Annotated in this window: 12 protein-coding genes; 7 read left to right on the forward strand and 5 right to left on the reverse strand. The window is 67.7% G+C overall.

The window, feature by feature from the left end; genetic code table 11:
- Positions 1 to 28: 28 nt before the first annotated feature.
- Both GGQ62_RS05580 and hemN read right to left on the reverse strand, forming a co-directional pair.
- On the reverse strand, positions 29 to 802 hold the full coding sequence (locus tag GGQ62_RS05580; RefSeq protein WP_207790575.1) for a threonine/serine exporter family protein: 774 nt from the start codon (positions 800 to 802) through the stop codon (positions 29 to 31).
- Positions 803 to 849: 47 nt separating this feature from the next.
- Positions 850 to 2,169: an oxygen-independent coproporphyrinogen III oxidase gene (gene hemN / locus GGQ62_RS05585; RefSeq protein ID WP_152579149.1), complete on the reverse strand. Its 1,320-nt coding sequence runs from the start codon at positions 2,167 to 2,169 to the stop codon at positions 850 to 852.
- 103 nt (positions 2,170 to 2,272) lie between these two features.
- Here hemN and bchE point away from each other — a divergent pair, with 103 nt between their 5' ends.
- From bchE to ubiM, 7 genes are all read left to right on the forward strand, one after another.
- Positions 2,273 to 3,892: a magnesium-protoporphyrin IX monomethyl ester anaerobic oxidative cyclase gene (gene bchE, locus GGQ62_RS05590; RefSeq protein WP_152579148.1), complete on the forward strand. Its 1,620-nt coding sequence runs from the start codon at positions 2,273 to 2,275 to the stop codon at positions 3,890 to 3,892.
- Positions 3,879 to 4,526 (forward strand): bacteriochlorophyll 4-vinyl reductase, encoded by a 648-nt coding sequence (gene bchJ, locus GGQ62_RS05595; protein ID WP_152579147.1) that lies wholly within the window; start codon positions 3,879 to 3,881, stop codon positions 4,524 to 4,526. The genes bchE and bchJ overlap by 14 nt, the downstream gene beginning before the upstream one ends.
- 86 nt (positions 4,527 to 4,612) lie before the next feature.
- The gene (locus tag GGQ62_RS05600; RefSeq protein ID WP_152579146.1) at positions 4,613 to 7,129 is read left to right on the forward strand and encodes a ribonucleoside-diphosphate reductase; all 2,517 of its coding nucleotides are present in this window, start codon (positions 4,613 to 4,615) and stop codon (positions 7,127 to 7,129) included.
- A gap of 87 nt (positions 7,130 to 7,216) precedes the next feature.
- Positions 7,217 to 7,882, forward strand: coding sequence for a ubiquinone anaerobic biosynthesis accessory factor UbiT (ubiT, locus tag GGQ62_RS05605; protein ID WP_152579145.1), 666 nt, complete (start codon positions 7,217 to 7,219; stop codon positions 7,880 to 7,882).
- Positions 7,879 to 8,883 carry a ubiquinone anaerobic biosynthesis protein UbiU gene (gene ubiU, locus GGQ62_RS05610; RefSeq protein WP_152579144.1) on the forward strand — a complete coding sequence of 335 codons (1,005 nt, stop codon included), beginning with the start codon at positions 7,879 to 7,881 and terminating at the stop codon, positions 8,881 to 8,883. Before ubiT ends, ubiU begins: the two co-directional genes overlap by 4 nt.
- Positions 8,880 to 9,797: a ubiquinone anaerobic biosynthesis protein UbiV gene (ubiV, locus tag GGQ62_RS05615; RefSeq protein WP_243446323.1), complete on the forward strand. Its 918-nt coding sequence runs from the start codon at positions 8,880 to 8,882 to the stop codon at positions 9,795 to 9,797. The genes ubiU and ubiV overlap by 4 nt, the downstream gene beginning before the upstream one ends.
- Positions 9,787 to 10,956, forward strand: coding sequence for a 5-demethoxyubiquinol-8 5-hydroxylase UbiM (ubiM, locus tag GGQ62_RS05620; protein WP_152579142.1), 1,170 nt, complete (start codon positions 9,787 to 9,789; stop codon positions 10,954 to 10,956). The genes ubiV and ubiM overlap by 11 nt, the downstream gene beginning before the upstream one ends.
- A 3-nt stretch (positions 10,957 to 10,959) precedes the next feature.
- On the opposite strand, the gene paoC is transcribed toward ubiM, so the two are convergent.
- Genes paoC through paoA form a run of 3 tightly spaced genes read right to left on the reverse strand, consistent with a single transcriptional unit; the run spans position 10,960 to position 14,734 of the window.
- Complete coding sequence (gene paoC, locus GGQ62_RS05625; RefSeq protein WP_152579141.1) at positions 10,960 to 13,143, reverse strand: aldehyde oxidoreductase molybdenum-binding subunit PaoC; 2,184 nt, start codon at positions 13,141 to 13,143, stop codon at positions 10,960 to 10,962.
- The gene (locus tag GGQ62_RS05630) at positions 13,140 to 14,102 is read right to left on the reverse strand and encodes an FAD binding domain-containing protein (protein ID WP_152579140.1); all 963 of its coding nucleotides are present in this window, start codon (positions 14,100 to 14,102) and stop codon (positions 13,140 to 13,142) included. Before GGQ62_RS05630 ends, paoC begins: the two co-directional genes overlap by 4 nt.
- Positions 14,099 to 14,734 (reverse strand): aldehyde dehydrogenase iron-sulfur subunit PaoA, encoded by a 636-nt coding sequence (gene paoA / locus GGQ62_RS05635; RefSeq protein WP_152579139.1) that lies wholly within the window; start codon positions 14,732 to 14,734, stop codon positions 14,099 to 14,101. The genes GGQ62_RS05630 and paoA overlap by 4 nt, the downstream gene beginning before the upstream one ends.
- Positions 14,735 to 14,790 lie beyond the last annotated feature (56 nt).

Below are 14,790 nucleotides of genomic sequence, written 5' to 3' on the forward strand. Positions count from 1 at the left end.
GGTGTCGCTCCGGTCAGCGCCTGCGCGATCATGGTGTCGCTCCGGTCAGCGCCTGCGCGATGACAACGCCGGCGACGACGAAGATCAGCAGCATCGCCACCCATACGGCGCGCGCGCTGCCCAGCGTCGGATCGCCTTCGATGATGTCCGACTGGGCGTTGAGCGCCGGCACGCCGGGCACCAGCAGCAGGATCGACGCGATCATCGCCGTATAGGCGGTGGCGCTGCCCATCGCCCGTGCGCCCAGGACACCCAGCGCCGCGGCGACAAAGGCGACGACCACCGCCATGACAAAGACGTTGACGCCGCGATGCAGCAGCTGGTGCCGCAGATATTGGCCGATGCCGGCCGCCACCGCCACCGCCGGAAACGCCGGCCAGTCCACCCCGATCAGCTTTCCGAACGCAGCGCACGCCAGCCCGACGGCAACGGCCACCAACCAGGGCGGATGCCGCGGCGTTGCCGCCTGCAGCTGTTCCAGGTCGGCGACCACCGCCGCCGGCGTGCGGTCGGCGGCACCCCGCGCCAGCCGGCGCACCGCCTGGTCGAGCCGGTGGTTGACGCCGATCGCCGCCACGCTGGTCATGCGAGTCACGCTGGCATCGCCATCGCGCACCGTCACCTCGATGGAGCTGTAGCCGGCGCGCGTGTCGATCTGCGTCGCACCCAGCCCGCGGGCGACCAGCGCGCAGCCGGTGCGCACCACCTGCCCACGCGCGCCGCACTGCATAAGCACGCGTCCGACCGCCAGCGTCGCCAGCGCGACTTGCTCCAGGTTGCGACGGTGGCTTTGATCGGGCACGCCGCCACCTAGACCGACATCGTCGGGACTGTCCACGCCGCAGTCGGTCAAACCGCCTGGCTGTGCCTTGTGCCGGTGAAATGCGTGTCGAACGCCGCCGCGACCAGCCGCGCATAGGGCCAGCCATCGGGCTGCAACCGCACCGCGCCGCCATCGAGGCTGATCAGCCCGGCTTCGGCATAGGGTCGCAGCGCGTCGATCGCCGGCGGGTAATCGCTGCCGACATCGACGGCGCCGTCGCACAGCAGCCGCTCGATGACCAGTGCGCGGGCGCGGTCGTCGGCGGTGCGGGCAACCCCGCGAACGCCGGCGAGGTCGCCCGCCATCACCGTGTCGCGCCAGCTGCCGACATGCTTGTCGTTCTGGACGATCAGGTCGTCGAACTGGCTGATCGCCGTCGCCCCCAGCCCGACCGTGGCGCTGCCCGGATCGGTGGTATAGCCCTGGAAGTTGCGGCGCAGCGTGCCGGCGGCGGCGGCGATCGCCATCGGGTCTTCGGGCCGGGCGAAGTGGTCGAAGCCGATCGCGGCATAGCCGGCCCTGGTGAACAGCGCATTGGCGAGCGCGCTCTGGGCAAAGCGCGTTTCGGCGTCGGGCAGTTCGGCATCGGCGATCATCCGCTGCCGGGCGATCATCGCCGGCAGATGGGCATAGCCGAACACCGCGACCCGGTCGGGTGCCAGCGTCAGGGCCCTGGTGATGCTGTCGGCAAGGTCGACCTCGGTCTGCAGCGGCAGGCCGTACATCAGGTCGAAATTGATCCCGGCGATGCCGCTGGCGCGGGCGGATCGCACCGCGTCGGCGATCATGTCGAACGGCTGCACCCGGTTGATGCGCGCCTGCACATGCGGTGCGAAGGTCTGCACCCCCAGGCTGATGCGGTTGACACCGGCGGCGGCCAGCGCCGGAATATAGGCGGCATCGAGCGCGCGCGGATCGAGTTCCACACCGATCTCCGCATCGCTGGCGACGTCGAACGCCTTCAGCAGGTCGCCGATGATGCCTCCCAGTTCCGCCGCCGCCAGGCTGTTGGGGCTGCCGCCGCCGAACTGGATGCCGGTGACGCGGCCGCGCATCCGCGCCGCAACGGTGGCGATTTCGGCCTTCAGCGCGGTCACATAGGTCGAAAGCCGGCCATCGCGGGTCAGGTCACCGCGGACCGCCCCGGTGTTGCAGCCGCAATACCAGCAGATCTGCCGGCAATAGGGGATGTGGAGATACAGGGACACCGGCGTTCCCGGCGCGATGCGATCGAGCGCCGCCGCCTGTTCGGCGGCCCCCACGCCATCGCCGAACTGCGCCGCCGTCGGGTAGCTGGTATAGCGCGGGACCGGCCGCGCCGCGAGATCGGGGATATAGCGGATCATCGTCCAGACCTAACGCCGGCGCCGGGCAATTCCTTGATCTGGATCAATGATGGACGCCGGGACGGCGTGCGAGGAGCGCCCTTCAACCCCGGGGGTCCCCGCCATGCGCATCCTGTTCATCCACCCCAACTATCATTCGGGAGGGGCGGAAATCGCCGGCAACTGGCCCCCGGCCTGGGTCGCCTATCTGTCGGGCGCCCTGAAGGCGGTGGGCTATACCGACATCCGGTTCATCGACGCGATGACCAACAACCTCAACGACGATGACATCCAGGCGCTGATCGTCGGCTACAAGCCCGACATCGTCGGCTGCACCGCCATTACCCCGTCGATCTACAAGGCCGAGCGCGTCCTGCAGATCGCCCGCGAGGCCGACCCGGATGTCGTCACCGTGCTTGGCGGTGTCCACGCCACCTTCATGTACCGCCAGGTCCTCGCCGAAGCGCCGTGGATCGATGCCATCGTCCGCGGCGAGGGCGAGGAAATCATCACCGCGCTCGTCCGCGCCGTCGAAGCCGGTGACTGGAAGGCGAAACGCGCCGGCATCCCGGGCCTGGCCTTCATCGACGATGGCAAGGTCGTCGCCACGGCGGCAGCGCCCACGATCAAGAATGTCGATTCGATCGTTGCCGACTGGGGCATCCTCGAATGGAGCAAATACAACTACATCCCGCTCGGCGTGCGCGTCGCCATCCCGAACATGGCGCGCGGTTGCCCGTTCACCTGCTCCTTCTGCTCGCAGTGGAAGTTCTGGCGCGATTATCGCGTCCGCGACCCGATCAAGGTCGTCGACGAGATCGAAGGGCTGATGCGTGACCACCAGGTCGGCTTCTTCATCCTCGCCGACGAGGAACCGACGATCAACCGCAAGAAATTCATCGCCTTTTGCGAGGAACTGATCCGCCGCGACCTGGGCATCCTGTGGGGCATCAACACCCGCGTCACCGACATCCTGCGCGACGAGGCGCTGCTGCCGATGTACCGCAAGGCCGGGCTGATCCACGTCTCGCTCGGCACCGAGGCGGCGGCGCAGCTGAAACTCGACCTGTTCAACAAGGAAACCACCGTCGCCCAGAACAAGAAGGCGATCGAGCTGCTGCGCAAGGCCGGCATTGTCGTGGAGGCGCAGTTCATCGTCGGCATGGAAAATGAAACGGCGGAAACGCTGGAAGAAAATTATCGCATGGCGCGCGACTGGAAGCCCGATCTGGCGAACTGGTCGATGTACACGCCCTGGCCGTTTTCGGACCTTTTCAAGGACCTGGGCGACAAGGTCGAAGTGTTCGACTATGAAAAATACAATTTCGTCACGCCGATCATCAAGCCGCTGGCGATGGACCGCGGCGAACTGCTCGACCGGGTGATGAACAACTACCGGCGCTTCTACCTGCGCAAGGCGTTGTTTTCCTACCCCTGGGCCGGCACCGGCGTGCGCCGGCGCTATCTGCTCGGCTGCCTCAAGGCGTTCCTCAAGGCAGGCTTCGAACGCAAGTTCTACGATCTCGGCAAGGTCGATTACTGGGGCCCGCAGAGCCGCGAGAAGGTCAATTTCAACTTCGACGAAACGCGCACCCGCGCGCTCGACAGCGATGTCGAATGGCAGCCCGCCAAGGGCCACCGCCGCCGCGAAAAGCGCATCGCCCCGCCCGCGCCGCTGGCCTGCGGCGGCGGTCGCGGCCAGCTCCCCGACTCCGTGACGGACATCATCGATGTACGCAAATGAGGCACTTGCCCCCCGGGACGTCACCGTCGTTGCCGCACCGCCCACCGGCCGCATCGGCCCCAACGCCGTCACCCGGATGGCCGAGGCACTGACGGCACATGGCGGCAGCGGCCTGACCGCCAGCATCTTCGCCCATGCCGGCCTTGCCCGCTATCTGGCAACACCGCCCGAAGCCATGGTCGATGAAACCGAGGTGGCGCGGCTGCACCTGACCGTTGCGGCGCGGCTGCAGCGCCACGATGGCGTCGCCGTGGCCCGTGATGCCGGAAGGCGGACCGCCGACTATCTGCTGGCCCGGCGCATTCCGCGGGCCGCGCAATGGCTGCTGCGGCAGTTGCCGCGCCGCACCGCCGCGGGGATCATGGCCAGGGCGATCGCCGGACATGCCTGGACCTTTGCAGGCAGCGGCCGCTTCAACCATGTGTTCGATCCCGCCGATCGCCGGACGCTGTGGCTCAACATCATCGATTCGCCGCTGTGCCGCGACCCCGAGATGCCGGCCCCGGCGTGCGATTATTTCGCCGCCACCTTCGAAGGCGTGTTCGGCGCCATATTGGGCCCGACGACGCGCGTCGTGGAAATCGAATGCAGCGCCAGCGGCGCCCCGGCGTGTCGTTTTCGCGTTCGCTGGTAGGCGATTTCGGCAAAGTTTGATTGCACGGATTACACTATATGGGGTATATTCAGATTCCAGAATACACCACATATAGAGAGCAGATCATGACACCCGACACTCGCCCCGTGCGGCAGCTCGACCCCGGAATGGGCCAGGCCGTCGCCGAACGAACCGTGCTGCGCCCGCGCGTCACCGCCGCCGAAGTCGCCCGGCGCGGCGGCAAGCTGCACATCGCGCTGCACGATCCGCATTATTTCGACTGGCTGCGCGCCGGCCATTATGCCGGGCTGGAGATCATCGACGACGCCGGCGCCGCCCCGGTCGGGCGGCCGCCGATCGAATATGAAAGCTGGGGCGAAGTCGCCGAGCGCGTCTCGCTGGGCAATGCGCTGCTGATGCCGTCGCTGCCCGACGACCCGCATCATGGCGACACCGAACAACAGGGCCTGGAACGCCATATCGCCCGCGCCACCATCCTGTTGTCCGGCCGCCACCTCCAGCATGGCGACGCCAGCCAGCCGGGGCGCAACCAGGAAGTGTTCACCAACTGCGCGACCGCCGCGACCAGCTTCGCGCTGTTCTACCTGCTGCTCAACGGCTCGGGCGTCGGGCGCGACTATTCCGACGAGATGACGCTGGTCGATTTCGACCATGCGCCGCAGCTGGTCTGCGTCCTCGACGAAAGCCATGCCGATTTCGTCTGGGGTCGCCACACCTCGGTGCGCGACGCGCGGCATCTCTATGGCAAGGGCCGCAACGTCGTCTGGTTCGACGTGCCCGACAGCCGCGAGGGCTGGGCCAAGGCGGTCGAGGTGTTTGAAACCATGGCCTTTGAAAAGGTCAATGAAGGCAAGGTCCTCGTCCTCAACTTCAGTGCCGTGCGCTGCAAAAATTCGCCGATCCGCGGCATGCAGATGCGCCCCTCCGCCGGCCCCGTGCCGCTGATGGACGCGCTCGCCAAGGTCGCGCAGATCAAGGGCGCCGGGCTCGATCCCTGGCACCAGGCGCTGTATATCGACCACTTCCTTGCCGAATGCGTGCTCGTCGGCGGCGCCCGCCGCGCCGCGCGGATGAGCACCAAGTCGTGGCGCGACAAGAACATCGTCGACTTCATCGAGGTGAAGCGCCCGATCGAATATGAAGGCATGAACGGCGAACAGGTCGCCGCCTTCCGCGCCGCCACCCGCATGCCGCCCCAGGCGTTCCTGTGGTCGTCGAACAACAGCGTGACGGTGGACAATGAATTCTGGCAGCTGCTCCACATGCCGCGGTCACAGGCGAGCAACAAATGGCGCTGGGACCATGCCCAGCGCGTCTTCGACCGCATCGCCCAATGCGCCTATTACGACGGCACCGGCGAACCGGGGCTGATCAACGTCGACAAGCTCGTCACCAACGGCAAGGGCTGGGACTATGCCCACACGCCTTATGTCGGGTCGCACAAATATCAGGTCGATGACGACACGCTGCTCTACCTCGCGCGGCTGGCAAAGGCGGCGCACCGGATGACCTATCCGATGATCACCAACCCGTGCGGGGAAATCGCGCTGACCGCGCTGGGCGGTTACTGCGTCATCGCCGATGTCGTGCCGTTCCACGCCGACACGCTGGCGGAAGCCGAGGACGCCTTCCGCGTCGCGGCGCGGGCGCTGATCCGGGTCAACACCATGGACTGCCTCTATGCCCGCGAAGTGGCGCGCACCAACCGCATCGGAGTCGGCATCACCGGGCTGCACGAATTCGCCTGGAAATTCTTCCAGGTCGGCTTTCGCGACATGCTGGCGCCCGACTTCGCGGCGCTGGAGGCAGCGTTCGGTGTCGTCGATCCGGCGTTCGACGGGGCGGCGCCGCTTGCGCATCTGCTGGAATTGCCGGCCGAGGTCCGCGCCGCCGCCTTCTGGCGGACGCTGTCGCGCTTCAGCCGCGCGGTGAAGGACGAAGCCGCGACCTATTCGGCCCGCCTCGGAGTTGAAACCCCGCACACCGACACGACGATGAAGCCGGCCGGCACGACGTCGAAGCTGTTCGGCCTCACCGAGGCGGCGCATCTGCCGGCGCTCGCCGAATATCTGCGCTGGGTGCAGTTCCGCTCCGATGATCCGCTGGTCGCCGATTACCGCGCCAGGGGCTATCCGGTGCGCGACGATCTCAAGCAGTATCGCGGCATGGCGATCGTCGGCTTCCCGACCGCACCGACGATCGCGCGGATGGGGATGGGCGACAAGCTGGTGCTCGCCGGCGACGCGACGCCGCTCGAGCAATATCAGTGGCTGATGCTGCTGGAGGCGCATTATATCCGCGGCACCCATGCCGATGGCGCGCCGCTGCCCGATACCGGCAACCAGGTCAGCTACACGCTCAAGTACAAGCCCGACGAGACGTCGTTCGCGCTGTTCCGCGAAACGCTGCTCGCCATGCAGTCGCAGGTCCGCGCCTGTTCGGTGATGCCGCAGGAGGACGGCTCGGCCTATGAATATCTGCCCGAACAGGCGATTTCCAAGGCCGAATACGAAGCCTTTGCCCGCGCCATCGACGATGCCGGGCTGAAGGAAACGATCACCGACGACCAGATGGGCTGCGCCAGCGGCGCCTGCCCGGTCGACACCTACAAGCAATTGTAGGTCGAGGCGCCGGCGGCGGCACGAACGCCCCCGATCTTTGATCTGGCGCAAGGTTTGCGCCGCCGCCTCGCCCCTATACCCGCGCCCATGATCTTCCAACCGATCCTTCGGCCGATCCGGCGGCCCCTGCAACCCGGCTCCCACGACCTCGCCGTCTCACTGGCACTGGCGACGCTGCCGCAGCCGCTGATCGCGCTGCTGCTGCGCCGCCTGACCGCCAGCCTCGGCAAGCGCCACCCCCGGCTCGCCGACCGCCTCGCCGAGCTCGACGGCCGGCATATCCTCATCGTCCCCGACGAACTGCCCTATGCGCTGCTCATCGGCTTTCCGGATGGCCGGGTCGGCATCACCCTTGTCGACCCTGCCGATCCGCCCGCCAGCGAGGCCCAGATGCGCGGGCCGCTGCGGCTGTTCTACGACCTGGTGCGCGGCGGCCGCGATGGCGATGCCCTGTTCTTCAGTCGGGAGCTTGTCGTCACCGGCGACATGGCGACGGCGGTGACGCTGCGCAACGCGCTGGATGGCGCCGGCGTCGATCTGTTCGCCGAATTCATCGCGATGCGTGGCCCCGCCGGGCCGCTGGTGCGCGGCGCCGGCGCGCTTGTCGACCGGCTCGCCGGCATCGTCATCGGCCCGGTCAGCGATCGCACCGGCCGGCTGGAGGCCGAAATCGCCCGGCTGCGCACCGAGGTGCGCCGGCTGAAGGACATCAAACCCCGGGCGGCGCGCGCCGCCGCTGGAGACGTGGCATGATCATCCCCGAAATCGTCGCCCCGGCCGGCACGCCGGCAGCGCTGGTCGCCGCCATCGATGCCGGCGCCGACACCGTCTATTGCGGCTTTCGCGACGCCACCAACGCCCGCAACTATCCCGGCCTCAACTTCACCCCCGACGACCTGGTCGAAGGGCTGGCCTATGCCCATGCCCGCGGCCGCAAGGTCAACATCGCCATCAACACCTATGCCTCCGCCGGCAACACGGCGCTGTGGCACAAGGCGATCGACACCGCCGCCGACCTGGGCGCCGATGCCGTCATCATGGCCGATATCGGGCTCATCGATTATGCCGCGCGGCGCCACCCGAAGCTGCGCCGCCACCTTTCCGTGCAGGGGGGCGCGTCGACGATCTCGTCGATCCAGTTCTATTATGAAGCCTTCGGCATCGCCCGGATGATCCTGCCGCGCATGTTCACCGTCGCCGAAATCGCCGAACTGAAGTCGCGCGCCCCGATCGAGATCGAATGTTTCATCTTCGGCAGCATGTCGCCGATGACGGAGGGGCGCTGCGCCATGTCGGCCTATGCCACCGGCCGCTCGCCGAACCTGTCGGGCGTCTGCTCGCCGGCCGAATGTGTCCGCTATGATGTCGAGGACGACGAACTGCTGTGCCGGCTCGGCGACTTCGTCATGAACAGCTTCGGCCCCGACGAACAGGCGGGCTACCCCACGGTCTGCAAGGGCCGCTACATCGTCGGCGATGCCGAGCCGAGCTATGCCTTCGAAGAGCCGGAATGCCTCAACGCCGCCGAATATATCGGCGCGATGCGCGCCGCCGGCATCTGCGCCTTCAAGATCGAAGGCCGCCAGCGCGGTCGCTTCTATGTCTCCGAAGTCGTCTCGGCGTTTCGCGAACTGATCGACGCGGAGGCGCGCGGCGAACCCGCCGCCAGGCACGCCGGCGCGCTGCAACGCCTGCGCCGCCTCGCCGAAGGCGGCGAGGAAACCCGCGGCGCTTTCAAGAAGGGATGGCAATGACCGCCACACTCGTCATGGGCCCGGTGCTGTTTCACTGGCCCGCCGAACGGCTGCGCGACTTCTACTTCCGCGTCGCCGATGAAGCCGATGTCGATGTCGTCTGCGTCGGCGAAGTCGTCTGCGCCAAGCGCATGCCGTTCTTCAGCGACACCCTGCCCCTGGTTGTCGAACGCCTTCAGGCGGGCGGCAAGCAAGTGGTGATGTCGACCCTGGCGCTGATGTCCGACGCCGCCGAGGAAGTCGCGATGGACGCCCTGATCGCCACGGCGCCGGGGCTGGTGGAGGCCAATGACGTGTCGGTGCTGACCCGGCTGCAGGGCCGCCCGCACCTGATCGGGCCGTTCATCAACATCTACAACGAGGATGCGCTGGCCTATCTCGCCGGGCGCGGCGCCGTCGGTGCCAGCCTCAACCCCGAAGTGCCCGGCAGCGTCGTCGAAGTCCTGGCGCAGCGTTCGGCGATCCCGCTCGAACTGACCGTCTTCGGCCGGCTGCCGCTGGCGATTTCGGCGCGCTGCTTCCACGCCCGCGCCGAAGGCCGCACCAAGGGCAATTGCCGCTTCGCCTGCGGCGCCGACAGCGATGGCCGGACGGTGCGCACCCTCGAAGATGCGCCGTTCCTCGCGCTCAACGGGCTGCAGACCCTGTCCTACACCTGCGGCAACCTCGCGCACGAGATTGCCGGGCTGCGCCGGCAGGGGATCGCCCGCTTCCGCCTGTCCCCGCACAGCGGCGACATGGTGGCCACCGCCGCGATCTTCCGCAGCCTGGTCGATGGCGTCCTGTCGTCATCCGAAGCGGTCGCGCAGCTGGCCCGGTTGCACCCCGACCTGCCCTTCGCCAACGGCCTGCACCACGGCGTTCCTGGCCACCGCTTCGTCGTGCCGGCCAGCGAGATCCCCCATGCCCTATGATGTCATCATTGTCGGCGGCGGCCCGGCCGGCCTCGCCTTCGCCCGCTCGCTCGGCGACAGCGGCCTGACCCTGGCTGTCGTCGAGCGGGACCCGCTGGAAACCCTTGCGGCACCCGCCGACGACGGCCGCGAGATCGCGCTGACGCACCGCTCGATCGCCACGCTCAAGGCACTGGGCGCCTGGGACCGGATCGACCCGGCGGACATTGCGCCCTTGCGCGAAGCGCGGGTGCTCAACGGCGCCTCGCCCTTTGCCCTGGCCTTCGACACCGGCGCGGGCGGCGATGACCGGCTGGGCGAACTCGTGTCGAACGCGGCGATCCGCGCCGCCCTGTTTCGCAGCGTCGAAGGTCAGGCCGATCTCGACATCGTCACCGGCGTTGCGGTTACCGCCGTCGCGACGACGCGCGCCGGTGCCAGTGTCACGCTGGCGGATGGCCGCGTCCTGCGGTCGCGGTTGCTCGTCGGCGCCGACTCGCGCCATTCCTTCGTGCGCGACCAGCTCGGCATCGGCGCCCAGAAACACCCGCTCGGGCGGTCGATGATGCTCTGCCGCGTCGCCCATGACGAGGACCATCACGGCATCGCCACCGAATGGTTCGACAATGGCCAGACCATCGCCATGCTGCCGCTCAACGGGCGCATGTCGTCGGCGGTGCTGACCCTCGATTCGGAAGAAATCGCCATATTGGCGACGCTCGCACCCGCAGCGCTGGGCGCCGAGCTGTCGCGCCGCTACCAGCATCGCCTGGGGCAGATGACGGTGGTTGCCGGCCCCAATGTCTACCCGCTGACGATCACCTGGTCGCACCATTTCGCCGCGACCCGTGCCGCGCTGATCGGCGACGCCGCCGTCGGCATGCATCCGGTGACCGCCCATGGCTTCAACCTGGGGCTGCAAAGCCAGGCGACGCTGGCCCGGCTGGTGTGCGCCGCGCAGGCGCGCGGCGGCAACATCGCCTCGGCACTGCTGCTGCGGCGCTACGAGGCGGCGCACCGGCTGGCCGCGGCACCGATCTATGCCGCGACCAACATGATTGTCGCGCTCTACACCGACGACCGCGCCCCGGCGCGCATGGTCCGCCACGCAACGCTGCGCGCCGGCGCGCACCTGCCGCTGGTGCGCGGCGCCGTCAGTCGCCTGCTGATGCAGCCCTGACGGTCACGCCATCGACGGCAGCGTGTCGAGGTGCTTTTCGAGCGTGATCGGATAATCGCGCACGCGCACGCCGGTGGCATTGTAGATGGCATTCGCGATTGCCGCCGCGACGCCGGAGATGCCGAGCTCGCCGACGCCCTTGGCCTTCATCGGCGACGAGATCGGGTCGACTTCGTCGAGAAACACCACCTCCTGGTGCGGGATATCGGCGTGGACCGGGACCTCATAGGCCGCGAGATCGTGGTTGACGAAAAAGCCGAAGCGCTTGTCGACGGCAAGTTCCTCCATCAACGCGGCACCGACGCCCATCGTCATCGCGCCGATCACCTGGCTGCGCGCCGACTTGGGGTTGAGGATGCGGCCCGCCGCGCACACCGCCAGCATCCGCCGCACCCGCACTTCGCCGGTCATCGCATGGACGCCGACTTCGACGAAATGGCCGCCGAAGGTCGACTGCTGATAGGCTTCCGACAGCTTGTCGAATTCGATCGTGTCCTCCGCCACCAGTTCGCCGGCGTCGCGCAACGGCGCACTGCGCCGCCCGACCGAAACGCGGCCATCGGTAAAGTCGGCATCGGCCGAGTTGAACCCGAGCTTTTGCGCCACCGCCTCGCGCAGCTTGACACACGCCGCATAGACGCCCGCCGTCGCGCTGTTGCCGCCCCATTGCCCGCCCGACCCGGCCGAAACCGGGAAAGCCGAATCGCCCAACCGGACCTGGACCTTGTCGATTGGCACGCCCATCATCTCGGCCGCGGTCTGGGCGATGATGGTGTAGCTGCCGGTGCCGATGTCGGTCATGTCGGTCTCGACGGTGATGCTGCCGTCCTTTTCCAGCCGCACGCGCGCACCGGAACTCTGGACCATGTTGTTGCGGAACGCCGATGCGACGCCCATGCCGACCAGCCAGTCGCCGTCGCGGCGCGTGCCGGGCTTCCGGCGCTGGTCCCAACCGAATTTCGCCGCACCGTCCTCGAGACATTTGACCAGCTGCCGCTGCGAAAACGGCCGTTCGGGCTTCATCGGATCGACCTGGGTGTCGTTGATGATGCGGAACTGCACCGGGTCCATGCCCAGGGTCTCCGCCATTTCGTCCATGGCAATTTCGAGAGCCATCATCCCCGGGGCTTCCCCCGGCGCGCGCATGGCATTGCCTTCGGGCAGATCGAGCACCGCCAGCCGCAGCTTGGTCATGCGGTTCGCGCCGGCATAGAGCAGCTGCGTCTGTGCGGTCGCGGTTTCGGGGTCGCCGCCCGGCAGATTGCCCGACCAGCTTTCATGGCCGATCGCCGTGATCTTGCCATCCCGGCCGGCGCCGATGCGGATGCGCTGGCGCGTCGCCGGGCGGTGGGTGGTGTTATTGAAGATCTGCGGGCGTGCCAAGGCGATCTTGACCGGCCGTCCGGTCGCACGCGCCGCCAGCGCGGCCAGGATCGCGTCGGACCGGGTGAACAGCTTGCCGCCGAAACCGCCGCCGATATAGGGCGACACGATGCGGACATCGGCCTTCGGGATCCCCAGGGTTTCCGCCGTATCGCTCGTCGCCCAGTCGATCATCTGATGGGAGGTCCAGATCGTCAGCTTCTGGCCTTCCCAGGCGGCGATCGATGCGTGCGGTTCCATCATCGCATGCGACTGGTCGGGGGTTTCGTAACGCGCATCGAACTTGACGGGCGAAGCCGCAAACGCCGCAGCAAAATCGCCATGGCTCTTGTCGGGTTCTTCCTTGGGCATGGTGCCGGAGGCGGCAACGGCAGCGAGGTCATATTTGCCATCGGCGCGCGTATAGTTGACCCGCACCAGCTTGGCCGCATGGCGCGCCTGTTCGAACGTTTCGGCGACGACGATCGCGACCGCCTGGTGATAATGCTGGATTTCCGGCCCGCCGAGCAGCCTGGCGGCGTTGCGCTTGGACTTGCCAAGCGTCCCCGCATCGGCGGCGGTGACCACACCGATCACGCCGGGCGCCGCCTTGGCATCCGCCAGGTCGATCGACTTGATCCGGCCCTTGGCGATGGCGCTGCCGACGATCCAGCCATAGGCCTGGTTCGGAACGACATCGTGGCGCTCATAGGCATAAGGCGCGCGGCCGCTGGTCTTCAGCGGTCCGTCGATGCGGTCGAGCGGCTGGCCGACGACCTTCAGCCGGTCGATCGGGTTCTGCCCGGCGGGGGTATCGAACTTCATGCCCGCGTCCCTTTACTTGCCTGTGCGATCGCGGCGCCGATGGCGCGCTCCGTCAACATGACCTTGAACTGATTGTCCTGCGTCGGCCGCGCGCCGGCCAGCAGCGGCCCGGCAACGGCCTTGGCCCCTTGCGGCAACGCCGCATCGGCGGCTTCGACCCGCCACGGCTTGGGCGCGATGCCGCCGATGGCGACGCGCCCGCTGCCATCGGGCTGGACGACCGCTGCGACCGACACCAGCGCAAAGGCATAGGACGCGCGGTCGCGGACCTTTTGATAGACATGCACGCCGCCGATCGGCTTGGGCAGCGTCACCGCCGTGATGAGTTCGCCCGGCGCCAGCGCCGTTTCGATATGCGGCGTCGTGCCCCACAGCCGGTGGAAATCGGCGATGGGGATGGCGCGCGTCGCGCCGGCCGCGTTGACGGTTTCGACCGTCGCGTCGAGCACGCGCATCGCCACCGCCATGTCGCCGGGATAGGTCGCGATACAGGCGTCGCTGGTGCCGATGATTCCCAGCTGACGGCTGTACCCGCCCAGCGCCGCGCAGCCCGACCCCGGCCGCCGCTTGTTGCACGCCTGGTTGGTGTCGTAAAAATAAGGACAGCGAGTGCGCTGCAGCAGGTTGCCGGCGGTGGTCGCCTTGTTGCGCAGTTGCCCCGAAGCGCCGGCGACGATGGCGCGTGACAGCACGCCATAGTCGCGGCGGATACGGTCATCGCTGGCAAGGTCGGTATTGCTGACCAGCGCGCCGATGCGCACGCCGCCGTCGGACGTCTTTTCGATCGTGTCGAGCCCCAGCCCGTTGACGTCGACCAGATGCACCGGTGCCTCGATCTCCAGCTTCATCAGGTCGAGCAGATTGGTGCCGCCGGCGATGAACTTGGCGCCCGCCTTGCCCGCCACGGCAGCCGCCGCGGCCGCCGGCGTGGTGGCGCGCTCGTAACTGAACGGCTTCATGCCCGAACCCCTGCAACATCGGTTATGGCGTCGATGATGTTCGAATAGGCGCCGCAGCGGCAGATGTTGCCGCTCATCCGTTCGCGCAGTTCGTCCGCCGTCACCGCGGTTCGCGCCGTCAGGTCGCCGGTCACATGGCTGGGAACGCCGGCCTTGATCTCGCCGAGCACCGCGACCGCCGAACAGATCTGCCCCGGCGTGCAATAGCCGCACTGATAACCGTCATGCTTGACGAAGGCCGCCTGCATCGCATGCAGCTTTTCGGGCGTGCCCAACCCCTCGATGGTGGTGACCTTGGCGCCTTCGTGCATCACCGCCAGGCTGAGGCAGGAGTTGATCCGCTTGCCATCGACCATAACCGTGCAGGCGCCGCACTGGCCATGGTCGCAGCCCTTTTTCGACCCGGTAAGCTTGAGATGCTCGCGCAGCGCATCGAGCAACGTCGTGCGCGTGTCGAGCGCAAGCGATTGCGGCTTGCCATTGACCTCGAAGGCGACCTTCATCACCGTCGGCGCCGGCTGGCTCGCCGGCTGGGCCTGTGCACCCGTCGGCACCGCCGTCATCGCCGCACCTGCCACGCCACCTGCAAGCACGCCGCGCCTTGAAACTTCCACATCGCCATAACCGTTCACCGTTGCATCCTCATCCGCTCACGCCGACCCGCGGCCAATGGTCGGCTTTCTGCGAC

Origin of the sequence: Polymorphobacter fuscus, from assembly GCF_011927825.1 — a bacterium.
Classification (GTDB): domain Bacteria; phylum Pseudomonadota; class Alphaproteobacteria; order Sphingomonadales; family Sphingomonadaceae; genus Sandarakinorhabdus; species Sandarakinorhabdus fusca.

Bases quoted from the DNA above. Each gene is read 5' to 3' on its own strand.
- hemN (WP_152579149.1), bottom strand. From the start codon at position 2,169: ATGATCCGCTATATCCCCGATCTCGCGGCGCGGCCGGTCCCGCGCTAT.
- bchE (WP_152579148.1), top strand. From the start codon at position 2,273: ATGCGCATCCTGTTCATCCACCCCAACTATCATTCGGGAGGGGCGGAA.
- bchJ (WP_152579147.1), top strand. From the start codon at position 3,879: ATGTACGCAAATGAGGCACTTGCCCCCCGGGACGTCACCGTCGTTGCC.
- GGQ62_RS05600 (WP_152579146.1), top strand. From the start codon at position 4,613: ATGACACCCGACACTCGCCCCGTGCGGCAGCTCGACCCCGGAATGGGC.
- ubiT (WP_152579145.1), top strand. From the start codon at position 7,217: ATGATCTTCCAACCGATCCTTCGGCCGATCCGGCGGCCCCTGCAACCC.
- ubiU (WP_152579144.1), top strand. From the start codon at position 7,879: ATGATCATCCCCGAAATCGTCGCCCCGGCCGGCACGCCGGCAGCGCTG.
- ubiV (WP_243446323.1), top strand. From the start codon at position 8,880: ATGACCGCCACACTCGTCATGGGCCCGGTGCTGTTTCACTGGCCCGCC.
- ubiM (WP_152579142.1), top strand. From the start codon at position 9,787: ATGCCCTATGATGTCATCATTGTCGGCGGCGGCCCGGCCGGCCTCGCC.
- paoC (WP_152579141.1), bottom strand. From the start codon at position 13,143: ATGAAGTTCGATACCCCCGCCGGGCAGAACCCGATCGACCGGCTGAAG.
- GGQ62_RS05630 (WP_152579140.1), bottom strand. From the start codon at position 14,102: ATGAAGCCGTTCAGTTACGAGCGCGCCACCACGCCGGCGGCCGCGGCG.